Genomic DNA, 25,339 nt, shown 5'->3' with positions numbered 1-25,339 from the left:
CTTGGCGCCGGCCAGGCCGATGTGCGAAATCAGGGCTTCGCCCGGGCCATTGACCACGCAGCCAATAATGGACACATCCATCGGCACCACTACGTCTTCAAGCCGCTGTTCGAGGGCGTTGACGGTACCAATCACGTCAAACTCCTGGCGCGAACAGCTGGGGCAGGCAATAAAGTTAATGCCACGGCTGCGAATGCGGAGTGATTTTAAAATATCAAAGCCAACTTTGACTTCTTCAACGGGATCCGCCGCCAGCGATACCCGCAGGGTATCGCCGATACCTTCGGCCAGTAGCATGCCAAGGCCAATGGCTGATTTCACTGAACCACTGCGCAGGCCACCGGCTTCAGTGATACCCAGGTGCAACGGCTGATCAATCTGCTGCGCCAGTAACCGGTAGGATTCTACTGCCAGGAATACATCCGAAGCTTTGACGCTGACTTTGAAGTCATGGAAGTTCAGGCGATCCAGAATATCCACATGGCGCATAGCGGATTCCACCAGCGCCGCCGGCACGGGCTCGCCGTATTTTTCCTGCAGGTCTTTTTCCAGTGAGCCGCCGTTCACACCAATCCGGATCGGGATGCCGCGGTCACGGGCGGCGTCCACCACCTGGCGGATGCGTTGCTCGTTGCCGATGTTGCCCGGATTAATCCGCAGGCAGTCGACCCCGTAGTCAGCCACTTTCAGGGCGATACGGTAGTCAAAATGGATATCTGCCACCAGTGGTACCGGACTTTGCTGCTTGATTAACTTAAAGGCCTCAGCGGCATCCATAGTGGGCACGGACACCCGCACGATATCGGCGCCGGCGGCAGCAATGGCTTTTATTTGCTTAACCGTCGCATCCACATCGCAGGTCTCGGTATTGGTCATCGACTGCACCGCGATGGGTGCGCCATCGCCAATCGGCACGTTACCGACATAGATACGGCGTGACGGACGGCGTTTTATTGGAGATTCATGCATGGGATACGGCTCGCTAGTCTTGGGTACATCAAATCAGGGTAAATCAATCCAGGGTAAGTGTGACCGAGCGATTACGACGGTAGGCGCTGAGATCAACGGGCTCGCCCTGATAGGTTAACTCAACTGCTTCTGGTTTACACAGAATGATATCAAATGGTGGCTGCCCCGTCAGCGGCATGGTGTAACCGGCGGCTTTTATGCCGATGGCAATGTCTTCACCGGTCGCGTCAGTTACTTTGATCCAGCAGGCATCACGGAAGGTCATCGCCAGGCTGGCTTCGCCGGTCGACGGCTCAGTGGCGGCCTCAGCATCAGCGATATCGGCGGTGACCGTGGCTGGCACGGTCGTCGGCGCGATGATCACCGGCTCGGGTACGACTTCAGCGGTCGACACGTCAGCGGCCGACACGTCAGATTCAGGGATTTGCTCAACGCCATCGTACTCGACCTCATCATAACCCGTGCTTGAACCACGGGCTTCCGAATCGTCGGTTCTATCGGTGATCTCAATGCGGTTTGGTGTGTTTTCCGTGGTCGAACCACGGGCTACTTCGCTTTGCGGGCTGCCGGAGCCGAAGATGGCATCCATGCTGAAGTCACTGTCCTGCCACCACCAGACCACCGCCATTGCCAGGACCACAATAATAATCAGGTAGCTGATCCATTTCAGGCGGTTGTCATCGCGTTCAAGCACCTGCCGCTTGGAGAAGCTCTGCATATTCAGGTTGGGCTTAGTACTGGCACCGTAACCCATTTGTTCGTAGGCACTCAGCACCGCTGTCAAATCGGCCTCCACCGCTTTTGCGAATGAGCGCAAATAGCCGCGAACGAACGCCGGGGCGGAGAGCTTTTCATACTCATCGGCCTCGATCATTTCGATGATCGCCACGCGCAGGCGCAGGCTGTCTGCGACCTGTTGAGGGGTCAGCCCCCTTTCCTCGCGTGCAGCACGCAGCAGTTGGCCCGGGGTCGATCCCGTAAATTCAGGTTTTTCATCCTGTTCTTGCTCTGCATCCGGCGATGTAAAAAGGTCTTTATCTGCGCTCATCGGCCTACCGTAGGTTAAAACTCATGAATTTTTTAAAAGTCGCTTCGCTTGTTCAGACTGGGGGAAACGTGACAGTAACAGGTCACTAAAGGCCAGTGCTTTTGCTTCATTTCCCAGCGCCCGCGCCAGTTGCACTTCCAGCCACAAATATTGCGGCGTGAACTGGGGTAAATCGGCGCGCTGTGCCAATACACGCTGCGCATCGGCATAGCGTTGCTGGCGTAACAATAACCCAGCGTAGCTCTCAAGAATAGTGCTATTTTGCGGGTCATGATTGATCGCCAGCCGGTAATATCTGTCGGCTGCGGCATAGTCACCCTGCTTCGTTGCGCAGGTTGCGGCGTTCTGCCAGGTACTGGCCACTTTCACATATTCGGGCTGGCTGACCGCTTCATTAAAATAGGCCAGCGCCTCTTTGTATTGCCCCTGAGAACACAGCAGCACGGCCAGGTTATTCAACGTATCTCCATCATCCGGATTAAGTTTGATAGCGCTACGGTAATATTGTTCCGCCCTTTTGAAATCTTTTACCTGCTGATAATAATAAGCCAGCCCGGTATGCACCGCCGGATTATCCGGCGTATAGTCACGGGCGCGCTCTAAATTGGCCTTGGCCAGCTGATAATTCTGACTACGCAGATACTGCAGCCCCAGGGCCAGACGGACCCGGGCGGCTTCCTGCTCATCCAGTTGCTGGGTTGGTTGCGATTCACCATCCACCGTGCGCTGGCTAACGCAGCCGCTCAATAGCAGACTGGCTACAACAAGGGTCAGTAGTAATGCACGCATTTCCGGCTCCTGTGAAACATCAAGTACTTATATACTTTACTGATACTACAGCAGCCTGACGAATTAAACAGCCTTTACGTCAATACCGCTGCCGCCGCGGCCGGCCTGCTGCTTTTTAAGGATGCGCTTGGTACGGTCAATTACGTCGCCCACCAGCTGCCCACAAGCGGCATCAATATCATCGCCACGGGTTTTGCGGACCATCACGATAAAGCCCTTTTCTATCAGAACTTTAGCAAAGCGGTCAATACGCGAGTTGCTGGAGCGGCCGTAATCTGAACCAGGAAACGGATTAAATGGGATCAGGTTGATCTTGCACGGCGTGTCTTTCAGGGTCTCAGCCAGCGCATGGGCCTGGTCGGTGGAATCATTGACGTGATCCAGCATCACATACTCAATGGTCACCTTGGTCTGCGCATTGGATACTTCCACATAGCGACGGCTGGCCGCCAGCAGTTCGCTGATCGGGTACTTCTTGTTAATCGGGACGATTTCGTTACGCAGTTCGTCATCTGGTGCGTGCAGTGAAATCGCCAGGGCGACGTCAATCTGGTCACGCAATTTTTCTAACGCAGGAACCACGCCGGACGTACTTAAGGTTACGCGACGCTTGGACAAGCCAAAGGCGTTGTCGTCCATCATCAGTTCCATTGCCGGTACCACATTGGCAACGTTCAGCAGGGGTTCGCCCATGCCCATCATCACCACATTGGTCACTGCTTTCACGCCGGTTTCACCAAAGGCGCCCAGCAGCTTGTTCACCCGCCATACCTGGCCGATGATTTCCGCTACCCGCAAATTGCGGTTAAAACCCTGCTGCCCGGTCGAGCAGAAGGTGCATTCAAGGGCGCAACCCACCTGCGATGATACGCAGAGGGTGGCGCGATCTTTTTCCGGGATCCAGACGGCTTCTACGTCCTGGGCATCAAACAAGGTCATCGCAAATTTGATGGTGCCATCGGCAGACTGCTGTTGTTCGCGCACCTCGGGTGCGCGAATTTCAGCGATCTGCTTCAGCTTTTCCCGTAAAGCTTTATTCAGGTTGGTCATCTGATCGAAATCGTCGACGCAATAGTGATATACCCACTTCATCACCTGGTCGGCACGAAATGGTTTTTCGCCAAGCTCGCTGAAGAAATCGCGCATACCCTGGCGATTCAAATCGAGCAGGTTCACTTTTTTGTCAATCGCATTCATTCAGTTCCACCTAAATTAGCGGGTGCGTGAGCAGATTTCTTCGTCAGAGAAGAAGTAAGCAATTTCGCGGGCCGCCGATTCAACTGAATCAGAGCCATGTACCGCATTTTCATCGATAGTTTCAGCATAGTCTGCACGCAGCGTTCCTGCCAGTGCGTCGGCCGGGTTGGTCGCGCCCATGATGTCACGATGCTTACGTACCGCGTTTTCTGCTTCCAGTACCTGCACAGTCACAGGGCCTGAAGTCATGAAATCAACCAGCGCACGGAAGAATGGACGCTCTGAGTGTTCAGCGTAGAAGCCTTCGGCTTGTTCAGTGCTCAGGTGCATCATTTTGGCCGCAACAATACGGAAGCCCGCAGTTTCAAAACGGTTGTAGATAGCGCCGATCAGGTTTTTGCCCACTGCGTCAGGTTTGATAATTGATAAAGTACGTTCTAAGGCCATTGTTGGTCTCCGTTAGATAGATTCGGGATAAATTCGGGATAGCTTCGAGTCGCGCGGATTATACGCAAAACAGGGCATGATGTACACTGATGGACAGGCGTAAACACCCGTGTCATGATATGGATGTTTAGACGTCCATTTACTTTAAGGGAGCATGACCTGAATGACTCAACAAATTACCCTGGCCGGCGGCTGCTTCTGGTGCATCGAAGGCGCCTTCAAGCAGGTGCGCGGCGTGCTGAAAGCCGAGTCCGGCTATGCCGGCGGCCATAAAGAAAATCCAACCTACGAACTAGTCTGCAAAGGCGAAACCGGCCATGCCGAAGTGGTGCAACTAACGTACGACCCGCAGGCCATAAATATCCGTGAAATTTACGAGATCTTCTTCGCCCTGCACGACCCGACCCAGTTGAACCGCCAGGGCAACGATGTGGGCACCCAGTACCGCTCAGCGATTTTCTATCACACCGACGAGCAGCGCCAGCAGGCCCACGACATCATTGCTGATATGCAGGCCGACAAAACCTGGGCCGACGAAATCGTCACTGAAGTTGAGCCATTAGAGAAGTTCTGGCCAGCCGAGGATTACCACGAAAACTATATCGAGCGGAACCCGGATAACGCCTACTGCCAGGCGGTCGTGTCACCCAAGCTGGCCAAATTCCGGCGGACCTTCGCTGATCGGCTGGAATGATTAGTGGTTTTCACTCACCATGTTGATGGTGTATTTGGGGATTTCGACCACCAGGTCTTCATCTTTGATGTGAGCCTGACAGCCAAGCCGCGAGTCGGGCTCAAGTCCCCAGGCTTTATCTAACATATCGTCTTCGCACTCGCTGCTTTCGTCCAGCGAGTCAAAGCCTTCGCGGATAAGCACGTGACAGGTGGTGCAGGCACAGGATTTTTCACAGGCATGCTCGATGCCGATGCCATTTTTCAGCGCCACATCCAGTACGGTTTCGCCTGCTTTGGCTTCAACTGCAGTGCCTTCCGGGCACAGTTCGGGATGGGGCAGAAATATAATCTTGGGCATTCGTTATCTCCGTCTGTTTAAAGCTGACTACAGTGAGTCAACGCGCTGACCTGACAGCGCTTTGCGAATCGATTTATCCATGCGCCGGGCGGCAAATTCATCACTGGCGGCATCTACTTTCTTGATCGCCGCTTCGATGACATCGGTGTCGGTGCCGGCCCGCGCTTCGCGCAGCTCGGCCATAGCCGCATCCAGCCGTGCCCGCTCGTCATCATCGAGCAGATCGCCATCAACTGCCAGCGCACTGCTTAAGGCTTCAATCACGCGGTCGGCTTCGACCTGCTGCTCGCGCAGCATGCGGGCCGCCATATCGCCCTTGGCATGGCTCATTGAGGCACTAATCATTTTAGTAATATCTTCATCGGCCAGGCCATAGGATGGTTTGACCTGAATCGAGGCGCTGACGCCGCTGGATTTTTCCATGGCGGTCACGCTCAGCAGGCCATCGGCGTCCACCTGGAAAGTCACACGGATGTGCGCCGCACCGGCTGCCATTGGCGGGATATCCGTCAACACAAAGCGCGCCAGCGAGCGACAATCGTCAACCAGCTCGCGCTCGCCCTGCACCACGTGAATCATCATCGCGGTCTGGCCGTCTTTAAAGGTGGTAAATTCCTGAGCTTTGGCAACCGGAATAGTGGTATTGCGCTCGATGACCTTCTCAACCAAACCGCCCATGGTTTCGAGCCCCAGCGACAGCGGGATCACATCCAGCAGCAGCATGTCGGAATCGGGTTTATTGCCGGCCAGCACATCGGCCTGAATGGCAGCGCCCACGGCCACCACCTGATCCGGGTCAATGGAGGTCAGCGGTTCGCGGCCAAAGAATTCGCCCACCGCCGAGCGTACTTTCGGTACCCGGGTCGAGCCACCCACCATCACCACTTCCTGCACTTCATCAGCGGTCACGCCGGCATCTTTTAAGGCGCGGCGGCAGTTGCTCAGGGTTTTGCGGATCAGCGGCTCAATCAGCCCGTTAAATTCGTCCAGAGTAAGCACATACTCACGCTCAGCGCCTTCTACGTCCATGCTGATGGTGTGGGTGGTCGCTGTGCTTAAGGCTTCTTTGGCTTGCTTGGCGGCGTTGATCAGATCACGCTCCAGCCGCGCGACGACCTGCTCGGGTAACTGCCATTCGGTTTTAAGCCGGTTCACGATCAGCTGGTCAAAATCGTCGCCACCTAGGGCGCTGTCGCCGCCGGTGGCCAGCACTTCAAATACGCCGCCCTGCAGCCGCAGCAGCGAAATATCAAAGGTGCCGCCGCCTAAATCGTATACCGCGATCAGGCCTTCCTGGCCGGAATCCAGGCCATAAGCCACCGCCGCTGCGGTAGGCTCGTTCAGCAGGCGTAATACGTTGAGCCCGGCCAGTTGCGCCGCATCCTTGGTGCTCTGGCGCTGGGCATCATCAAAATAGGCCGGCACGGTAATGACCACACCCGTCAGCTCGCCGCCCAAAGCGGCTTCGGCGCGAACCGCCAGGGTGCGTAATATATCTGCGGATACTTCAACGGCATTCTTATCGCCGGCGGCGGTTTCAAATACCGGTACGCCGTTTTCGGTTTCGCTGAGTTTATACGGCAGGTTATGAAAGTTACGCTGCACATCAGCGATAGTGCGGCCGATAAAACGTTTGACTGAAACTATGGTGTTTTCGGTTTCGATCGACGCATCGCTATGCTTGGCCAGAGCTTCGTGCCCGGTCAGGATCTCATCAGCGCCGTAGTAGACCACTGACGGCAGTATGGCATGGCCTTGCTCGTCTTCCAGTACCTGGGGTTCGCCGCTGCGCACTGTGGCAACCAGCGAGTTAGTGGTCCCTAAATCAATACCCGCCGCCAGGCGATGTTCGTGGGGGGCCGTGCTTTGTCCGGGTTCTGCTATTTGCAATAACGCCATAATATTGAAATCCGTTGTTAGTTAGTCGGCGCTGTCTTCGACGCGCTCGATTTCGCTCCGCAGCTTGTGCATGAACTTGAGCTTGCGCACCGCTATGGCTGCCGCTTCATTCGCTTCAGCCTTGATATGCTGTTCCAGTTGCTGCTGCAGGTCACGGGTCTGGGCGTCCAGATCCCCGTAGGCGCTGTCGATTGCGGCAAAATCATCCGCGGCCTGCTGCAATTCTTCAATGCGTTCGCGCCACTCCATTTGCGCCATCAGAAAATCCGGATCGCGGATGGTCTGCTGCTCGTGCTGCAGGTCAATGCCCCGCAGCTGCAGTATATACTCAGCGCGGTTGAGAGGGGTTTTCAGGGTCTGATAGGCATCGTTTACCTGCGCGGTGCGCTGCACCGCGAGTAGTTTGTCGCGTTCGCTGCCACTGGCAAAACGATCAGGATGCAACTGCTGCTGCAGTTTGCGGTAGCGCTGTTGCAAATCCGCCGCATCGATATCGAATGCGGCGGGCAGGTCAAACAGTTCAAAATGATTCATAGAACCCTTTTATACGTTGAAGCTTTCGCCGCAACCACACTCGCCTTTGGCGTTCGGGTTTTTAAACTCAAAGCCTTCGTTCAGGCCTTCTTTGACGAAGTCCAGCTCGGTACCGTCAAGGTAGCTGAGGCTCTTGCCGTCGATGATGATTTTGACGCCTTTTTCTTCAAACACGGTATCCGTGCTATCCATATCATCAACAAATTCCATCACATAGGCAAGGCCAGAGCAGCCCGTGGTGCGCACACCTAAACGGATGCCGAGACCTTTACCGCGTTTCTCCAGAAATGACTGCGCTCGTTTGGCAGCCGCGTCTGTCATGGTAATTGCCATTGGTTACCCTGCGTGTCTGCTTTTGTAATCTTCAATCGCTGCTTTAATGGCATCTTCGGCCAGTATCGAGCAGTGAATTTTCACCGGTGGCAGCGCCAGCTCTTCGGCGATCTGGGTGTTTTTCAGCTGCGCGGCTTCTTCCAGCGATTTGCCTTTTACCCATTCGGTGACCAGTGAACTGGAAGCGATTGCTGAACCACAACCATAGGTTTTGAACTTGGCATCTTCGATAATGCCCTGAGCATTCACCTTGAGTTGCAGTTTCATCACGTCACCACAAGCGGGTGCGCCGACCATGCCGGTGGCGATGCTCGGGTCGTTTTTGTCGAAGCCACCAACGTTGCGTGGGTTCTCATAATGGTCGATTACTTTTTCGCTATATGCCATAACACTTTACCTCTCGTGAATTTGCTCGTCTGTTAGCGCGCTACCCTGTTAGTGGGCAACCCACTCTACTTTCTCGAGATCAACACCATCTTTGTACATTTCCCAAAGTGGCGACATATCCCGCAGACGACCAATAGATTTCTGAATTTGTTCAACCGCGTGGTCAACTTCTTCTTCTGTCGTAAAGCGGCCAAAGCTGAACCGAATTGAGCTATGGGCTAATTCGTCGTTGCGACCCAGCGCACGCAGTACGTACGATGGCTCGAGGCTGGCCGAGGTACAGGCCGAGCCTGATGATACAGCTAAATCTTTCAACGCCATGATCAGTGACTCGCCTTCAACAAAGTTAAAGCTAATGTTGAAGATATGCGGTACGCCCTGCTCCTGGTTACCGTTGATATACACTTCTTCGATGTCTTTCACACCATTCCACAGACGCTCGGCCAGCGCGTGAAAACGCTCGCGCTCGGCGGCCATTTCCTGTTTCGCGATCGCAGCCGCTTCACCAAAGCCAACGATCTGGTGGGTTGGCAGGGTACCTGAGCGCATGCCGCGCTCGTGGCCGCCACCGTGAATTTGCGCGTTCAGGCGGATCCGTGGCTTGCGCTGCACATACAGGGCACCAATACCTTTGGGGCCGTACATTTTGTGCGCTGAGAATGACATCAGGTCGACCGGCAGCTTAGCCAGATCAATGTCAATTTTACCGGCGCTCTGCGCGGCATCGACATGAAAAATCGTTTTGTTTTCACGGCACAGGTTACCGATGGTTTCGATATCCTGGATGACGCCGATTTCGTTGTTTACGTGCATGATGCTGACCAGTACGGTGTCTTCACGCAGCGCGGCTTTGAATGCTTCGATATCGATCAGGCCATCTTCCTGCACATCAAGGTAAGTGACTTCAAAGCCCTGACGCTCCATCTGGCGACAGGTATCCAGCACCGCTTTATGCTCGGTTTTGGCAGTGATGATGTGCTTGCCTTTCTTCTGGTAGAACTCAGCCGCACCCCGGATAGCCAGGTTGTCTGACTCGGTTGCGCCTGAGGTAAATACGATTTCACGGGGATCAGCGTTGACCAGATCAGCGATCTGGTTACGGGCGATATCAATGGCTTCTTCAGCCTGCCAGCCAAACCGGTGTGACCGCGACGCGGCATTACCAAACTGACCGTCGGGGGTCAGAAACTGCATCATTTTTTCCGCCACACGAGGGTCAACAGGAGTGGTCGCGGCGTAATCAAAATAAATCGGTAATTTCATCTGCTCTATTTCCTCCGGTTCGCGTCAAATGTCACAGTTGAGGGCAATACGTTGGGCCCGCTTTTTCTGTTCCGCGATTTGTGCATTCTGGCGCAGCGCAATGCTCGCCACATCTCGCTGGCTGACTAATTCGGCCAGACTGATATTTGCTAAAAAATCTTCAATTCGGTCGCTGAGGTTTTCCCACAGCGAATGGGTCAGGCACCGGCTGCCACCCTGGCAACCGCCTTTACCCTGGCAGCGGGTGGCGTCAATCGACTCATCCACTGCCTGAATCACAGCACTGACAGAAATCGCTTCGGCCGCATGGCCAAGCCGGTAACCGCCGCCGGGACCACGTACACTGTTCACCAGCCCGTGTTTGCGCAACCGGGCAAACAGCTGCTCCAGATAGCTTAGCGAAATACCCTGACGTTCAGATATATCGGCTAAAGATACCGGTCCCTGCTCTGTATGTAGCGCAACGTCGAGCATGGCAGTAACGGCGTAGCGCCCTTTCGAGGTTAACCTCATAGCTGCTGAGTCTCCTTGGTTATTGCCGTAGATCCTCCCATACCTGACTAAAACAGTCAAGTATTATGCGTCGTCCTGCTGCTTGTCTGTTGCCTTAGCAATTGCCTTATCAAACGAGGTTAAAATACCCCGTAATATATTGAGTTCCATGGTCTCTGGCCGGGCTCTGGTAAACATCCGGCGCAGCTTCGCCATCACCTGACCCGGGTGCTGTTTTACGATAAAGCCGGTTTGTGTCAGGGTTTGTTCCAGGTGACCATAGAAGCGCTCAAGGTCGTCCGCCAGCGGGTAGTCGCTGCTGGCCGCTGGGGCGGCTGCGCTGGCCTCAAGAAACTGCATCCGCACTTCATAAGCCAGGGTCTGCACCGCCATAGCCAGGTTCAGCGAACTGTACTCTGGGTTAGCCGGGATGTGTACGTGAAAGCTGCACTGCTGCAGTTCCTCGTTGGTCAGGCCACTACTTTCCCGGCCAAATACCAGTGCGACCGGGTAAGCGGGGCTCTCGGTCAACAGTTTGGCGGCACATTCCCGCGGATTCAGCAACGGCCAGTCGAGGGTGCGACTGCGGGCGCTGGTGCCGATGACCAGGCCACAATCGGCAATAGCTTGAGCCAGGGTTGGCACAATCTTCGCGCCATGTAGTACGTCGGTAGCGCCGGCTGCCAGCGCCGAGGCATGACTGTCCGGTGCCTGTACCGGATCCACCAGCGTCAGCTGGCTCAGCCCCATGGTTTTCATTGCCCGCGCCACCGAGCCGATGTTGCCGGTATGCGAGGTATTGACCAGTACTACACGAATGGTGTCTAACATGGCGCCTCCTGCTGTGCTTATTTCTTCATACTAACCGGCAGGTGCGGACGAGCCTTGGACAAAATGCCCTGCACCACTTTGGGGTTACCGGCCACCACGTGGCCACTTTCCATAAAACCATGGCCACCGGCGAAATCCGTTACCAGGCCACCGGCTTCGCGCACCATCAGTGCGCCGGCAGCGATATCCCACGGCTGCAGGCTGAACTCCCAGAAGCCATCCATGCGGCCGGCCGCAACGTAGGCCAGATCCAATGCCGCCGAGCCGCCCCGACGCATGTCGGACACCTGTTCGAACAGGGCGCCGAACACGGCCTGATATTGTGGCGTTAAGTCTTTACGTTTGAACGGGAAACCGGTACCCAGCAGGGCGCCGTTAAGGTCACGCTGGCTCTTCACGCGCAGGCGCTTGCCGTTAAGCTGCACGCCCGCACCTTTAGTGGCGGTGAACAGCTCTTCACGCAACGGGTCATAAATAACCGCTGCCTGCACTGAACCTTTGTACTGATAAGCGATGGAGATCGCAAAATGCGGGATACCGCGCAGGTAATTGGTGGTGCCATCAAGTGGATCGATAATCCACTGGTGGTCCGCATCGTTGCCGATAATCTCGCCGCCTTCTTCCGCCAGAATGCTATGGTCGGGATAAACTTTAAGAATGTTACGAACAATCGCGCTCTCTGCCGCTTTATCAAGCTCGGTCACGAAATCGTGCTGGCTTTTCACCTGCACATTGAGGTCCACTTCGACCCCGAAATCTTTGACCAAAATTTTGCCGGCCACACGCGCTGCGCGCACCGCGATGTTTAACATGGGATGCATACCAATTACCTGTACTGTGAAAGAACATTTGTGGGCGCGGATTATAGGCTAAATTTTGGCATCAGGCAATTATCAGTTGGCGACTGCCTGCTCCGCATTGATCATTGCTTGACCAGATGTTTTTCCTGTGTTATCTAGATGTTGCGCTAAAAACTTTATTTCATAAAAATAATCAGAGCCAGGAGGGTCCCGTGGATCATTCACAAGAGCTATCGCGTGCAGAATCAAAAGCGGATAAAGCAAGTGCAGGGAAACGTAAGTGGCGTGAAATTGAAGCGATAAAAGAAAAATATCGCCTGCGTCAGGAATTACAGGAAATGGATTTCGGACTGGATCTGGAACTCGACGAACTGGAATATTGATTTAACCTGAAGTGCCCGCCCTACCAGTCGATTGGCTCATCCAGCAAGCGATTGGTTGCGGCAAAATGGCCACAGGTCAGAAAGCCCCGATGCGCCGATAGCGGTGATGGATGCGCTGTCTTCATTACATGGTGACGGTTGGCGTCAACAAAGTCGGCCTTTTTCTGTGCATAGCTGCCCCAGAGCAAAAACACCACCCCTTCGCAGTGCCGGTCGATCTGCTCGATCACCTTGTCCGTAAAACGCTCCCACCCCCAACCTGCATGGGAATGTGCTTTGCCTTCTTCCACTGTCAGTACGGCATTCAGCAATAACACCCCTTGCTCAGCCCAGTGTTCCAGGTTGCCATGATTGGGTTCTTCATAATCGGGGAAATCGTTTTTCAGTGCCTTGAAGATATTGCGCAGCGAGGGCGGCTTTTTGACGCCCTCGGGCACTGAAAAACATAAGCCGTGAGCCTGCCCGGGACCGTGATAAGGATCCTGGCCAATGATCACCACTTTCACCTTATGCAGCGGCGTCAGCCTGAAGGCATTGAAGACCTGATCAGCCGGCGGATAGATGGTTTTGCCCGCGGCGCGCTCGGCGCCCAGGCGATTCATCAGATCCTGAAAATACTGCTTTTGCTTTTCTTCGCCGACTAAATCAGACCAGTCCTGCATTTTATTCCTTACTTATCTTCTGCTTTTGGATACTTTTCAAACCAATGCAGAATATAAGCCACTTTAGCCATCAGGTTGCTGGGCCGGGTATAGATGCCATGGGGCGCATCCGGAACACGGACCATAGCGGTTTCCACGCCCGCCAGTTTCAGCGCCTGATAATACTGCTCAGACTCTGAAATCGGGGTGCGGTAATCCGACTCACCGGTCAGCAGCATAGTCGGTGTGGTCACATTGCCCACATAGCTGATCGGTGAATGCTTCATGTAGTGCTCGGTATGCTCCCATGGCACGCCAGGGAACCAGTATTTGGTAAAGTAGTTGTAGGCATCAGCAGTCAGCACGAAGCTGTACCAGTTGATAACCGGCTTCGCCACCACCGCCGCCGCAAAGCGATCGGTATGGCCGACAATCCAGGCCGTCAGTACGCCACCGCCGCTGCCGCCGGTTACATAGAGTTTGTCTTCATCAATAAAGCCTTTTTCAATCACCGCATCCACACCATCCATCAGGTCGGTATAATCATGGCTTGGGTAATTGTGGTGGATTTCCTGGGCGAAAGCCTCACCATAGCTGGTGCTGCCGCGTGGGTTGGTATACAGCACTACATTGCTTTTGGCAGCCATCAGCTGGATTTCCGCGGCAAATGAGCCGGCGTACGCGGTATGCGGCCCACCGTGGATCTCCAGAATCAGCGGGTATTTTTTGGTTGGATCAAAGCCCGGCGGATAAGCTATCCAGCCCTGGATTTTTTTGTCGTCGTGGCTGGATTCGTACCAGATCTCTTCAATCCGGGCCAGCTCCTTGAAGTTCAGCAAATCGTCGTTCAGGCTGGTCAGCTTGCGCTTCATCTTGCTGGTCTGCAGCATCAGGTCGGCCGGCCGCTGCGGATGCGCCAGGGTGAACACCAGGCTGCCGTCATCGGCTACATCATAGCTGCCACCACTGTATGGGCGCGAGTAGCTCAGGCCACCCATTTTGTCGGTCAGTACGCTATGGTTGCCACTCAGGTTCTGATAGGCAATATGGCCTTTGCCGTGCTTATCGTATGCAAAGTACAGACCGCGGCTGTCCGCTGCCCACTGGATATCACCGACGCTGTAATCCAGCTCGCCGGTTAGCAGGCGTGGCTTATCGCCGCCCAGTTCCATTACGTACAGCTGGGTCAGCTGGTAGCTCATCTTTTCGTCGTCAAAACCCAGCCAGGCGATGCGCTTGCCATCCGGGCTCACCTGCGGTGAATGATCCGGCCCCACCCGCGTGGTGATCTGGCTCACTTCACGGTCATCAATACTTACTGCATAAAGCTCTGAGTTGAGTGGCTGCTCAAAAGCATCATCGCGGCGGTTGGCCGAGAAGATGATTTCGCTGGAATCGCCGTTCCAGGTCAGGGTGCCGCCGTGATTGTAATCATCGAAGGTCAGCTGACGGGGTGAGCCGCCATTGGCCGGCATCACGTAGATCTGGCTGTAGCCTTCCGGTGCATAGCCGGCACCGTCATAGCGATAATTGTCTTTATCAATGTAACGGGCTGGCTCAGCCCATTCGGCGCCTTTGGGCTTGCCTGGCAGGCTCACCGGTGGCTTGGCCTGGCGCGGGGTGAACATGCTGAAGGCAATCCATTTACCGTCCGGCGACCAGCTTAAGTTAGACGGCGCGCTGGTGAGCCGGGTAACCGGCGCGTGCTCGCGGCTGTCAGCCCAGTACAGGTGCACCTGCATGCTGCCGCTGCGGTTGGACACAAAGGCCAGCTGCTTGCCATCGGGCGACCACACCGGCGAATGATCGATATACTGACCACCGGTCAGCGGCCGCAGCTTGCCGTTATTGTCGACCCGCCACAGGTTACCAACCCGGCGGTCGGTCATTATATCCATGTAGTTACGGACAAATACCGTGTAACCGCCATCCGGGTGTACCGCCGGGCTGCTGGCATATTCCAGCTGGAAGACATCATCGAGCTGCAATCTATTCGATTGCTGTTTGGCGCTCTGCTCAGCTGCGTTGGCGGGCAACGCATAACCTGCGGCGGCCGTAGCAGCTGCAAGCAATGCCGTAGTAAGGATGCGTTTCATGGTTAGATTCCCTTTATGTTCCCTTCGTATCATTTGAGCATCACGCAGCGAGTAGAAATACGCAAGCGCAATTCGACCAGATGCAGATTGCTCCTGTTAAACAGACCAGCGTATTACCTTTTATTTTAATCCAGCCCATAAAAACAACTCATATGAGATTCCGCACTCCCCCTGCAGGCTGGCTCAGGACGACAGGCAAGGCTTTAGGCATACCTTCTAAGGTTATCTACCAACGACTCGGTATTAGCAAAAATGAATTAATACGGACTGATCGGGCGGTCACTGGATAAAATGACTGAAGCAAGAAGACTGTACATCCAGGCACTATTACTGGATTTGTATGCATAAGATTAAATCTTATCGGCTAAACAAAAAAAGGGAAAGGCATACGCCCTTCCCTATTTGATTAGCTAACCCGGCGCTGCGCTTAGAAGCTGTAGCTGAAGCTCACCGCAGCAAAGTCACGATCCGAAGCCGGCTCGTAGTCGCTGCCGGTATTGATGTTGTAACCAACGCCGATTTTGTAAGTGCTCAGGTAGTCAAAGTCGACACTCAGGCCAATTGTTTTACGGCCTTCGAGGAAGTTCGAGTTTGACGAATAACCTTTCACGTCATGACCGAAAGCGAAAGTCGGGATCATGTTCCAGCCCTTGTACACATTCGAGTACTGACCGACTAAACGAGCGCGATAGCCCCAGGAGCTGGAGGTTACAAAACCTTCGCAGTTGATATCCGCTGATGGTGAAGGATTACCCAGCTGACGCTGATCAGCCATGCTCAGGCATTTGCCGTAGACCGGGTTACGGCCGTAGCGTTGCTCATCCAGGCCAGGCAGTGAATGCACTTTGCTCAAACCACCTTCAGCAATAAAGGTGATTCGCTCAGCACCCAGTACGTTTTCGAAGAAACGAATAGTCGTAACCTGGAACTGGCTGACATCTTGCTCATCGTAACCACTTTGCAGTTGGCCCAGGTTAGTAATCGCACCTGTGCTGTCGCGCTGGATACGGTCACTGAAGGTACTGGGCACTCCGGCACGTAAACCAGCGGTCAGGATTTCAGTGGTATTGATCTGAATCGGATGATCAGGACGGAAGCTGTACTCACCGGCTAAGGCCCACAGACCCACGTTGGTACTGAAGCTAACACCCATCACTTCGATATCTTCAGGATACTCCAGCAGGTAATTTGGTCCGGCAATCGGATAGCCATCCGGATGCGTCAGACCAGCAGATGGCTGCTGAAGCCAGTTGACCGCCGATACGATAGGCGTCTGGTTATGGATGTTCATGTAGTACGCACCGAATTCAATGTCGAGATCCATTGAATAATGACGCAGGGCAAAACCATACTGGCCGCCGTCATCCGGCTCGATATTCGCTGACCGGTCCAGATAGGTACCAAATTGCACCGACTCACGGTCGCTCAGTGATGAACCCGGATTGCCGGGTACCAGAGTCGGGTTCAGGGTAACTTTGTTACAGCCTGGTCCGCCTAAGATATCAACCGTAGAGAAGAAGGTACCGCAACCATCAAGTTTGGTGTTATCCCACTCATACTGATAAAAGACTTCTAAGCTGGTACCACCGGTCAGACCGATGTTGGCGCTGAGCATACCAACCGGCAGCAGCGCTTCTTTAATTTCAACCCCAGGACGACGAATCGCGTTTACATCAACCGGGTTAACGGCGTTAATACCGCTGAACAGGAAGGTGCTTTCACCCCAGCTCAGTACCTGACGGCCTAAGCGCACGTTGACTGGCAAATCGCCTAAATCAAAATAGCCGTAGACAAAAGCATCAAGTAACTCAAAACCAGAACCGGTCGAGTAATCATCCAGCCCATCGTTATCGAGGGTCACGTTCGGGAAATAATTGGTCGCAGTATGGCCGTGCGGCACGTCATGGTTTTTAATGACATCGTCATACCAGTACTTGAAGCGTACAAAGGCGCCGTAATCGCCACCATCAATGCTTAAGTCGTGCACACCTTTGATAACCGACGACACCATATCGCCGTTGTCATAGTTCAGGTTGCCATCGTCAGCTACACCGGACTGGCCCATGCCTCCATCCATATTACCCGGATGAATAAGGCGCAAATCACGATCTTCCATCCGCCAGGCAGCGCCGTAGGAGATAATAGAATCGAATTTAATACGGAAATCGCCGGCGGTGAACTCTGCTGCCTGTACGGCTGCAGTACTTGAGAATGCCAGCGCGATTGCTGTCGCGAGTGGTAATTTTTTTAGCATAGTTGTTCTTCTTTTCATGTTAGCCACCTAATCCCGGGAGCGTGCTTGGCTCGTTCTTAAAACGTTATAAAACAGGTGATGCGTTCAATCATGTCCGATGAGTTACAAATATGCAAGTAGTCGATTAAGAAAAGTTAACCAAAAAAAAGGCGCCGACTACTGTCAGGCGCCCTTTTCAAACAGCTAATACAACCGCATCTATAGCTGCTTCTCAAGTTCCGGCAATACATCGAACAAGTCAGCGACTAAACCATAGTCGGCAACCTGGAAGATTGGAGCTTCTTCATCTTTATTAATCGCCACGATGATTTTGGAATCTTTCATACCAGCCAGGTGCTGGATGGCACCACTGATACCAACGGCGATATACAGATCTGGTGCGACGATTTTCCCGGTCTGGCCAACCTGCATGTCATTAGGCACAAAGCCGGCATCAACAGCTGCCCGGGACGCACCAACAGCAGCGCCCAGTTTATCGGCAACTTTTTCCAGTAGCTGGAAGTTCTCACCATTTTGCATGCCGCGGCCGCCGGAAATAACCACCTGCGCTGAGGTCAGGTCAGGCCGCTCAGACTCGGCTACCTGTTCACCGACAAATTCGGCTTTATCGTTATCAATCACGATATCAACGGCTTCAGTGGTGGCACTGCCACCTTCGGCTGCGACCGCGTCGAACGCCGTAGCGCGCACGGTGATCACTTTAATGCTGTCGGCCGACTGCACGGTGGCAATAGCGTTGCCGGCATAGATCGGCCGCTTGAAGGTATCGGCACTTTCTACGCCGATAATGTCAGAGATCTGGGCCACGTCCAGCAAGGCCGCCGTGCGCGGCATAAAGTTCTTACCGGTGGTGGTGGCCGGCGCCAGAATGTGGCTATAGTCTTTACCTAACTGCGCCACCAGTTCACCAAGATTTTCCGCCAGAAAGTGTCCGTAAGCGGCATTATCGGCAACCCGTACTTTGTTTATTCCGGCAACTTTAGCCGCGGCGTCAGCAACGCTCTGACAGTCAGCACCGGCAACCAGTACATCGATGTCGCCACCAATCGCTTGAGCGGCGGTCAGCGTTTTCAGCGTCGCGGTGCTCAGTTCTTTATTATCGTGTTCTGCTATAACGAGGATGCTCATATTACTTTCGCCTCATTTTTCAGTTTATCCAGCAGTTCAGCCACATCTGCTACTTTCACGCCGGCACTGCGTTCTGCCGGTGGCTCAACATTCAGTAATTTCACGCTGCGGGTTACGCTGACACCCAGTTCATCGGTGCTCAGCACATCCAGCTGCTTACGCTTCGCCTTCATGATGTTTGGCAGCGACGCATAACGCGGTTCATTCAGACGCAGATCCGTCGTGACAATTGCCGGCAGCTGCAGCTTCACCGTTTGCAGGCCGCCGTCGACTTCACGGGTAACCTGCACGGTGCCATCAGCAACTTCGACCTTAGAGGCGAAAGTGCCTTGTGGCATGCCGGTCAGCGCGCCCAGCATCTGGCCGGTCTGATTGTTGTCAGAGTCAATCGCCTGTTTACCCAGAATCACCAGTTGCGGCTGTTCTTTCTCAACCACCGCCTTCAGTAATTTGGCTACTGCCAGTGAGTCGGGCATGTCGTCGGTTTCAACCTGGATGGCACGATCGGCGCCCAGCGCCAATGCCGTGCGCAGTTGTTCCTGCACCGCTTTCGGACCGATCGAAACAACGACCACTTCGTCAGCGATATTTTGCTCTTTCAGTCGCACCGCTTCTTCTACGGCAATTTCACAGAATGGATTCAGCGCCATTTTTACGTTGGCCAGATCAACGTCCGAACGATCCGCTTTGACGCGAACCTTCACGTTATAATCGATGACCCGTTTGACCGCCACTAATACTTTCATCGTTGTGGTTCCTGTATTTTTTTAGAATCGGGAGTGCATGCAGATTAACATTTTTTTCGGTAAAAATGGTACTCTTACGGCGTGATTTTAGCTGTTTTGGGCGTAAACTTTGTGGAGCATCAAGTGTACGGTGTACTGACGAATTCTGATCTTGAGCAACTGCGGGCCGCCATGGGCGGGCGTGAGCAGCGCATGCGTTTTCTGGTGCAACAGGCGGCTACCCTGCCCGCTTTCAGTACAACTGAACGTGCTGTCGCGCAGGAAGTATTTGGCTGTGAGGCCCGCGTGTGGCTGTTGCTGAACCTGCCGGGCGACGATACCGTTGCGGTGCGCTTTGACAGTGAATCGCGGGTTGTTAAGGGCCTGCTGGCGTTGATTCAGCAGGCGGTAAACGGCGCCTCAGCACAACAGTTAGCGGATTATGACCTGGATGCTCATCTGGCGGCACTGGGGCTGACGGATTTTGTCAGCAGTTCACGCCGTAATGGCCTGCGCGCCGCCGTCTCTCAGCTACAAGACTCAGCCGCGGGCGTGCGCTAAGGCCATTTTTTTCAGCAGCAGCGCGGTCGCATGCATAGCAAAGGTGGCGGTTACCGGCATGGTAGCGCCAAAACCTGAGCTGCAGTCCAGCCGTACTTCACCGGTGCTGGTTTTCTCAAAGGTACATTCGCCGGTGGCCGTAGGATAACGCAGTTGCTCAGTGGAGTAGACCGCGGTAATCCCGAAGCTGCGTTTGAGATTGCGCGAAAAATTATAGTCACGGCGTAAATGAGCACGTACTTTTGCCAGTAGCGGGTCCTGCGTGGCTTTGGCCAGATCACCTGACACCACCTGACCGGGGTCAAGCTGGCCGCCAGCCCCGCCGCAGGTTACCAGTGGTAATTTGCGCCTTTTACACCAGGCAATCAGCGCCGCCTTAACCTTCACACTGTCGATCGCATCCAGCACTGCGGTCACCGGCTCACCCAGGTAGCTATCCAGGTTCTCTTCACCGAGAAAATCATCAATTACCCGCACCGTACAGGCCGGGTTAATATCTCTGACGCGCTGGGCCAGTACCTCGGTTTTCAGTTGCCCCACGGTGCTGCTTAATGCCGGTAGCTGACGGTTGATATTGCTCTGGCACACGTCATCCAGATCAATCAGCGTGATGCCACCGATACCGCTGCGGACCAGCGCTTCAACTGCCCAGGAGCCAACGCCGCCAAGGCCCACCACGGCCACATGACTGTGCTGAAACCCTTCGAACGCGGTGTTGCCGTAAACCCGCTGAATACCACTGAAACGCTGATCACTCATGCCCGGTTACACCGAAAACGGATACTGAATGGCCGGATGGTGCTGATAACCATGCACCTTGAAATCATCCATGGTGACCCAGGTTTCCAGGTCTTCGAGGGTACGGATATCCGGGTTAATTTCCAGCTGCGGTGACGGATATGGCTCGCGCTTCAGTTGTTCGTGCACCATCAGATCCAGCTGATCTTCGTAGATGTGAGCGTTCACTATCTTGTGATAGGCGATGCCCGGCTTATGCCCGGTTATCTGTGCCATCAGCGCCAGAAACACGAATACCTGAATTTGATTAAAGTTAAGCCCCAGCGGCACATCACAGGAGCGCTGAAAACTGGTCAGATACAGGGTATCGCCCAGCAGCGAAAAGTTATGGGTATGCATGCAGGGACGCAGGCAGCCCATATGAAACTCGCCCGGGTTATAGAAGCTGATGATTTCACCGCGATCATCAATACCCTGCTTCAGGTTATTAACCACCTTGCGCAGTTGATCCACGGTGCCGCCATCGGGTTTGGCCCAGGCCCGGCCCTGTACGCCATACACCCGGCCCATGTCATCCTCACCCTTGCGGTGCGGGTTGTTCAGCCAGGCTTCGTTGAGGTTGGCGTTGGCATTCCAGGTGGGCGTGCCGATAGCACGGAAGTCGGCGGCGTTGTCATAGCCACGGATATAGCCAATCAGCTCAGCAATTGCCGCTTTCCAGTAGCTCTTGCGGGTGGTGATCAGCGGAAATTCATTGTTATCAACCCGGTATTCCAGGTCCGCGTTGATAACCGTCAGGCAGCGCTTGCCGGTACGTTCGTTTTCAACCCATACGCCCTCATCGACGATGCGCTGACATAAGGCCAGATACTGGTTCATGCTTTGCGCCCCTTATAAGCCATAATAATCAGCGCTGCACCGATCATCACCATCGGCAACGACAACCACTGGCCCATGGACATCCCCATAGACAGCAGCCCCAGATGCGCGTCGGGCTGGCGGAAAAATTCAACGATAAAGCGCGCCAGGCCATAACCCAAAAGGAACAGACCACTGATGGCACCGGTCGGGCGCGGCTTACGGCTGTAAAGGGCAAGAATAACAAACAGCAACAGCCCCTCCAGACCCGCCTGATACAACTGTGACGGGTGGCGTGGCTCAGGCCCGGCGGCCGGATAAATAATGGCCCATGGCACGTCGGTGACGCGGCCCCACAGCTCGCCGTTGATAAAGTTACCGATACGGCCCAGGCCCAGTCCGACAGGTACCAATGGCGCAATAAAATCACCGACCTGCAACAGCTTCATCTGCATTTTGCGGGCAAAAATCAGCAGTACGGTAATGACCCCCAGCAGGCCGCCATGGAAGGACATACCGCCACTGGTGATATCAAACAGATAAAGCGGGTTCTGCAGCAGATAATCAAACTGATAAAACACCACATAGCCGACCCGGCCACCGATAACGACGCCGATAAAGCCCCAGAACAGCAAGTCACTGAAACGATCGCGGGTCCAGCCGGCCTGCTTGTAATGCGGCATATCGCACTGGCGGTTACCCCACCACCAGGCAAACAGAAAGCCCAGCAGATACATCAGCCCGTACCAGCGCAGATCCAGCGGACCCAGACTGACAATGATGGGATCGATATTCGGGTGCACCATATAGCTATTCAAGGCCGACTCAGATTGCATGGGTTATCCTATAACCAGATTCAGTGAAATAAAGACTAAAAATAAGGCAAAGCCCAGTTGCAGGCGCTTTACCGGAATTTTTTGCGTCAGTGAAGCACCCATGGGGGCACAGACAACTGACGCCAAAGATATCGCCAGCCAGGCTTCAAAGTGCACATAGCCGAGCAGCCCGGAGCTGCTCTCCAGTTGCTGACCCAGCACGATAAAGGCAATCGCAGCGGTCAGGCCGATACTCAGGCTGCCGACGGAAGACACCGCGATTGCCTGGCGTATGGGTACCCGCAGCCGCTGTAGCAGCGGCACTGTCAGAGAACCACCGCCAATCCCCACCAGCGCCGCGAGGGTGCCCATGCCAGCGCTGATCAGCGCCATCAGGCGCTTGGAAACATCGGTCAGTGGTTCACCCGTGCGCTGCGGAATCAACATCCGCACCGCCAGAATCATCAGTACGCCGGCGAAAATTCGCTGCAGCCATTCCGGCTTCAGCAACGTCGCCAGCCAGGCGCCAAATATTGCGCCCACCATCAGCCCGGGTATCAGCCGACGGACCCAGAACCAGCTAATCTGACCGTGCTTCAGATGTGAGCGGGCGGAACTTAAGGTGGTCATCACTATGGTCGCCAGGCTGGTGGCAATCGCCATTTGCATAACCAGCTCGGGTTCTACGCCGAGTATTGGCAGCAGATAAATCAACAGGGGCACAATCACCAACCCGCCCCCGATCCCGAGCATGCCCGCCAGTAACCCCGCGACCATACCCCCGGCCAAACACCATAACCAGCCTGTGATGAGCACTCATTCTCCTTTTGCTGTCTGTTGCGATTAGCCGCCGGCGCGGACAAAGCCGCCCAGGCCGGTCTGTTCCAGTAACATCGTGACCGCCTGCCGCACTTGCTGCGGGGAGCGGGCACTTAAGCCTTTTTCCAGCAGCGCATCCAGATCCGCCGCTTTGGTATGGCGAATTATCCAGCGGATGCGGTCGATATTGTAACTGTTCATGCTGAGGGTGCGATAGCCCATCGCAACAAGAAGCAATGCGCCACCGGGCTCGCCTGCCAGCTCGCCACAGATGGACACTGGCTTGTTAAGTTCACGGCAACGTTCAGCGATTTGTTTTAACGCATGTAGCACCGCCGGATGATACGCATCATACAAACCCGCTACCCGCTGGTTGTTGCGATCAACCGCCAGCATGTACTGGGTTAAATCATTAGTGCCAACCGAGAAAAAATCAACCTTGTCGGCAACGGCGTGTAACTGATAAATCATCGCCGGCACTTCAATCATTACACCGATTTTCGGCTCCTGCACCCGTTGCTCGCCGTCCGAGTTAAACTCTTCGGCCACCTCATGGTAGGCCTGGCGTACCATCCGCGCTGACTCATCAACTTCTTCAGCGGTCGTGATCATCGGCAACAGGATCTGCAAATTATCGCGCCCTACGGACGCCCGCAGCATGGCGCGGATCTGTACCAGAAATATCTCCGGATGGTCCAGCGTCATGCGGATACCGCGCCAGCCCAGAAACGGGTTATCTTCCTCAATCGGCAGGTAGGGTAAGGGCTTGTCGCCGCCCACATCCAGCGTCCGCATAACCACCGAGCCGGCAGCAAACTGCTTTAGCACCTGACCGTATAGTTCAACCTGCTCATCTTCGGTCGGTAACCGGTCGCGCGCCATAAAAGTGATCTCGGTGCGATAAAGCCCCACCCCTTTTATGTCGAGGTCAGCCAGCCAGTCACGCTCGGTGTTCAGGCCCACATTCAAATGCAGGTCAACTTTCACACCATCGATGGTTTCAACCGGCAGGCCGCGGGCCGCCATCACTTTTTCGCGCAGCTCGAGCTCTTCTTCCGCGAGCTGTTTGTATTCGTTTTCCACCTGCAGCGGCGGGTCGACGAACACATCACCGTTATAGCCATCGACAATCAGCGTCTGGCCGCCAATATCATTGAGATCGATGTCAGTGACGCCCAGCACCGCCGGAATACCCATACTACGGGCCATAATGGCGGCATGGGAGTTGCCGGAACCGCGCAGCGACACGATGCCGGTAATGTCGGCGTGAGGCAGCTCAGCGAGCATGGCCGCGGTGACTTCTTCGGCCACCAGAATACACTGGTCCGGAGTACTGAAATGGCGGCGATCACGCTCCTGCAGATAGGAAAGGATGCGCTGGCCGAGATCGCGCACATCACTGGCGCGCTCACGGATGTATTCGTCGTCGAGGTTCTCGAACTGATTAACCAGGTTCTCAACCACCTGCTTCAATGCGGTCTGCGCGCGCCAGCCCTCGTTAATAGCCTGTTCCACTTCCTGTCCCAGGCTGGTGGAATCGAGCATGGCGTGGTAGACATCAAAAATCGCCAGGGTTTCCTGAGCCACTTGCCCCTGCATCCGCTCGCTCAATTCGTTCAGCTCCTGCCGGGTATGAGCGACCGCACTGCGGAAGCGGCGGATTTCAAATTCGGGTTTATCGGTGCGTTTAGGGGTAACGCTGCTCAGCCGGGCTGGCGGTTTAACCACATAGGCTTCGCCAATACTAACCCCGGGGGCGGCTGGCAGACCCTTTAAGGTATGCAGCCAGGCGGACTGATTGGCAGTCCGCAGTAAGCCTTTCGCTTCGGCGTGGGCAATTACCACCGCCAGCTGCGCCGCCAGGGTCACCACGAAGGCTTCTTCATCACGGGTAAAGGCGCGGGCGCTTTCCTGCTGTACCGCCAATACGCCCAACACCCGGCGCTGATGGATCACCGGCGCCGCCAGCATGGCGCAGTAGCGCTCTTCATCAACCTGCGGAAGCCGCAGAAAACTGGGGTGGGTATAGGCGTTAGCCAGGTTCAGCGGTTCTTCACGCCGGGCTGCCAGGCTGATGACGCCTTCGCCGAAGGGTACGTGTATGGGCTGGTCCGAGGTGATTTCGAGGCCGTCGGTGGCCGCCAGTGCGAACTGTTTCTGTTCATGGTCAGCCAGATAAACCGTGCAGGAGTCAGTATGCAACGCTTCTTTTACCTGACGCACCATGGTTTTCAACGCCAGCTCAAAGTCCGGCGCCTGATTCACAGCTTCGACAATGCGTTGCAGTACTCGCAGCATA

The 25,339-nt window shown here is 54.8% G+C and carries 27 protein-coding genes; 3 read left to right on the top strand and 24 right to left on the bottom strand.

Annotated features, from left to right (window positions below):
- The 5 genes from ispG to ndk form a co-directional block, all read right to left on the bottom strand.
- Positions 1–969, bottom strand: a 969-nt coding sequence (gene ispG / locus R3196_RS02640; protein ID WP_318935092.1) for a flavodoxin-dependent (E)-4-hydroxy-3-methylbut-2-enyl-diphosphate synthase, incomplete at its 3' end; no start/stop codon positions are given.
- Positions 970–1,012: 43 nt separating this feature from the next.
- Positions 1,013–2,017 carry a RodZ domain-containing protein gene (locus R3196_RS02635; protein ID WP_318935091.1) on the bottom strand — a complete coding sequence of 335 codons (1,005 nt, stop codon included), beginning with the start codon at positions 2,015–2,017 and terminating at the stop codon, positions 1,013–1,015.
- A 21-nt stretch (positions 2,018–2,038) separates the two neighbouring features.
- Positions 2,039–2,806 (bottom strand): type IV pilus biogenesis/stability protein PilW, encoded by a 768-nt coding sequence (gene pilW, locus R3196_RS02630; protein ID WP_318935090.1) that lies wholly within the window; start codon positions 2,804–2,806, stop codon positions 2,039–2,041.
- Between the two features lie 63 nt (positions 2,807–2,869).
- Positions 2,870–4,003 (bottom strand): bifunctional tRNA (adenosine(37)-C2)-methyltransferase TrmG/ribosomal RNA large subunit methyltransferase RlmN, encoded by a 1,134-nt coding sequence (locus tag R3196_RS02625; RefSeq protein WP_318935089.1) that lies wholly within the window; start codon positions 4,001–4,003, stop codon positions 2,870–2,872.
- 15 nt (positions 4,004–4,018) lie between these two features.
- Positions 4,019–4,450, bottom strand: a complete 432-nt coding sequence (gene ndk / locus R3196_RS02620) for a nucleoside-diphosphate kinase (protein WP_318935088.1) — start codon at positions 4,448–4,450, stop codon at positions 4,019–4,021.
- Positions 4,451–4,613: 163 nt separating this feature from the next.
- Here ndk and msrA point away from each other — a divergent pair, with 163 nt between their 5' ends.
- Positions 4,614–5,144, top strand: coding sequence for a peptide-methionine (S)-S-oxide reductase MsrA (gene msrA / locus R3196_RS02615; RefSeq protein WP_318935087.1), 531 nt, complete (start codon positions 4,614–4,616; stop codon positions 5,142–5,144).
- Here the strand turns inward: msrA and fdx are convergent, their stop codons facing one another.
- From fdx to suhB, 9 genes are all read right to left on the bottom strand, one after another.
- Complete coding sequence (fdx, locus tag R3196_RS02610; RefSeq protein ID WP_318935086.1) at positions 5,145–5,483, bottom strand: ISC system 2Fe-2S type ferredoxin; 339 nt, start codon at positions 5,481–5,483, stop codon at positions 5,145–5,147. It lies immediately after the preceding gene.
- Between the two features lie 27 nt (positions 5,484–5,510).
- Positions 5,511–7,382, bottom strand: a complete 1,872-nt coding sequence (gene hscA, locus R3196_RS02605; RefSeq protein ID WP_318935085.1) for a Fe-S protein assembly chaperone HscA — start codon at positions 7,380–7,382, stop codon at positions 5,511–5,513.
- 21 nt (positions 7,383–7,403) lie between these two features.
- Positions 7,404–7,916: a co-chaperone HscB gene (gene hscB, locus R3196_RS02600; RefSeq protein WP_318935084.1), complete on the bottom strand. Its 513-nt coding sequence runs from the start codon at positions 7,914–7,916 to the stop codon at positions 7,404–7,406.
- A 9-nt stretch (positions 7,917–7,925) separates the two neighbouring features.
- Complete coding sequence (gene iscA / locus R3196_RS02595) at positions 7,926–8,249, bottom strand: iron-sulfur cluster assembly protein IscA (RefSeq protein ID WP_318935083.1); 324 nt, start codon at positions 8,247–8,249, stop codon at positions 7,926–7,928.
- Positions 8,250–8,252: 3 nt separating this feature from the next.
- On the bottom strand, positions 8,253–8,636 hold the full coding sequence (gene iscU, locus R3196_RS02590) for a Fe-S cluster assembly scaffold IscU (RefSeq protein ID WP_318935082.1): 384 nt from the start codon (positions 8,634–8,636) through the stop codon (positions 8,253–8,255).
- Between the two features lie 48 nt (positions 8,637–8,684).
- Entirely contained in the window at positions 8,685–9,899 is a 1,215-nt protein-coding gene (locus R3196_RS02585) for an IscS subfamily cysteine desulfurase (RefSeq protein WP_318935081.1), read from the bottom strand.
- 24 nt (positions 9,900–9,923) lie between these two features.
- Entirely contained in the window at positions 9,924–10,412 is a 489-nt protein-coding gene (gene iscR, locus R3196_RS02580; protein WP_318935080.1) for a Fe-S cluster assembly transcriptional regulator IscR, read from the bottom strand.
- Positions 10,413–10,475: 63 nt separating this feature from the next.
- The gene (gene trmJ / locus R3196_RS02575) at positions 10,476–11,222 is read right to left on the bottom strand and encodes a tRNA (cytosine(32)/uridine(32)-2'-O)-methyltransferase TrmJ (RefSeq protein ID WP_318935079.1); all 747 of its coding nucleotides are present in this window, start codon (positions 11,220–11,222) and stop codon (positions 10,476–10,478) included.
- Between the two features lie 17 nt (positions 11,223–11,239).
- Positions 11,240–12,043, bottom strand: a complete 804-nt coding sequence (gene suhB / locus R3196_RS02570; protein ID WP_318935078.1) for an inositol-1-monophosphatase — start codon at positions 12,041–12,043, stop codon at positions 11,240–11,242.
- Positions 12,044–12,234: 191 nt separating this feature from the next.
- Here suhB and R3196_RS02565 point away from each other — a divergent pair, with 191 nt between their 5' ends.
- On the top strand, positions 12,235–12,405 hold the full coding sequence (locus R3196_RS02565) for a DUF3545 family protein (protein WP_318935077.1): 171 nt from the start codon (positions 12,235–12,237) through the stop codon (positions 12,403–12,405).
- 20 nt (positions 12,406–12,425) lie between these two features.
- On the opposite strand, the gene ung is transcribed toward R3196_RS02565, so the two are convergent.
- The 5 genes from ung to R3196_RS02540 all read right to left on the bottom strand — a co-directional run bounded on the left by ung (position 12,426) and on the right by R3196_RS02540 (position 19,270).
- Positions 12,426–13,067 (bottom strand): uracil-DNA glycosylase, encoded by a 642-nt coding sequence (gene ung / locus R3196_RS02560; protein ID WP_318935076.1) that lies wholly within the window; start codon positions 13,065–13,067, stop codon positions 12,426–12,428.
- Between the two features lie 8 nt (positions 13,068–13,075).
- Positions 13,076–15,142 carry a S9 family peptidase gene (locus R3196_RS02555; protein WP_318935075.1) on the bottom strand — a complete coding sequence of 689 codons (2,067 nt, stop codon included), beginning with the start codon at positions 15,140–15,142 and terminating at the stop codon, positions 13,076–13,078.
- A 427-nt stretch (positions 15,143–15,569) separates the two neighbouring features.
- On the bottom strand, positions 15,570–17,414 hold the full coding sequence (locus tag R3196_RS02550) for a DUF1302 domain-containing protein (protein WP_318935074.1): 1,845 nt from the start codon (positions 17,412–17,414) through the stop codon (positions 15,570–15,572).
- A gap of 180 nt (positions 17,415–17,594) precedes the next feature.
- Positions 17,595–18,524, bottom strand: coding sequence for an electron transfer flavoprotein subunit alpha/FixB family protein (locus tag R3196_RS02545; RefSeq protein ID WP_318935073.1), 930 nt, complete (start codon positions 18,522–18,524; stop codon positions 17,595–17,597).
- A complete protein-coding gene (locus R3196_RS02540; protein ID WP_318935072.1) occupies positions 18,521–19,270 on the bottom strand; it encodes an electron transfer flavoprotein subunit beta/FixA family protein in 750 nt (249 codons plus the stop codon). The genes R3196_RS02545 and R3196_RS02540 overlap by 4 nt, the downstream gene beginning before the upstream one ends.
- A gap of 111 nt (positions 19,271–19,381) precedes the next feature.
- Here R3196_RS02540 and R3196_RS02535 point away from each other — a divergent pair, with 111 nt between their 5' ends.
- Complete coding sequence (locus tag R3196_RS02535; RefSeq protein ID WP_318935071.1) at positions 19,382–19,810, top strand: SufE family protein; 429 nt, start codon at positions 19,382–19,384, stop codon at positions 19,808–19,810.
- Here R3196_RS02535 and tcdA read toward each other — a convergent pair.
- Genes tcdA through ptsP form a run of 5 tightly spaced genes read right to left on the bottom strand, consistent with a single transcriptional unit; the run spans position 19,790 to position 25,338 of the window.
- The gene (gene tcdA, locus R3196_RS02530) at positions 19,790–20,569 is read right to left on the bottom strand and encodes a tRNA cyclic N6-threonylcarbamoyladenosine(37) synthase TcdA (RefSeq protein WP_318935070.1); all 780 of its coding nucleotides are present in this window, start codon (positions 20,567–20,569) and stop codon (positions 19,790–19,792) included. The two genes, R3196_RS02535 and tcdA, sit on opposite strands and share 21 nt — an antisense overlap.
- Positions 20,570–20,575: 6 nt before the next feature.
- Positions 20,576–21,427, bottom strand: coding sequence for a thymidylate synthase (locus tag R3196_RS02525; RefSeq protein WP_318935069.1), 852 nt, complete (start codon positions 21,425–21,427; stop codon positions 20,576–20,578).
- The gene (lgt, locus tag R3196_RS02520; protein WP_318935068.1) at positions 21,424–22,242 is read right to left on the bottom strand and encodes a prolipoprotein diacylglyceryl transferase; all 819 of its coding nucleotides are present in this window, start codon (positions 22,240–22,242) and stop codon (positions 21,424–21,426) included. The genes R3196_RS02525 and lgt overlap by 4 nt, the downstream gene beginning before the upstream one ends.
- A gap of 3 nt (positions 22,243–22,245) precedes the next feature.
- The gene (locus R3196_RS02515; protein ID WP_318935067.1) at positions 22,246–23,037 is read right to left on the bottom strand and encodes a sulfite exporter TauE/SafE family protein; all 792 of its coding nucleotides are present in this window, start codon (positions 23,035–23,037) and stop codon (positions 22,246–22,248) included.
- Positions 23,038–23,064: 27 nt separating this feature from the next.
- Positions 23,065–25,338 carry a phosphoenolpyruvate--protein phosphotransferase gene (gene ptsP, locus R3196_RS02510; protein ID WP_318935066.1) on the bottom strand — a complete coding sequence of 758 codons (2,274 nt, stop codon included), beginning with the start codon at positions 25,336–25,338 and terminating at the stop codon, positions 23,065–23,067.
- Position 25,339: the final 1 nt, after the last annotated feature.

The organism is Pseudidiomarina sp. (assembly GCF_033722695.1).
Lineage (GTDB): Bacteria > Pseudomonadota > Gammaproteobacteria > Enterobacterales > Alteromonadaceae > Pseudidiomarina.
The sequence above is the reverse complement of the archived record's forward strand: the minus strand, read 5'-3'. Positions and strand labels throughout refer to the sequence as shown.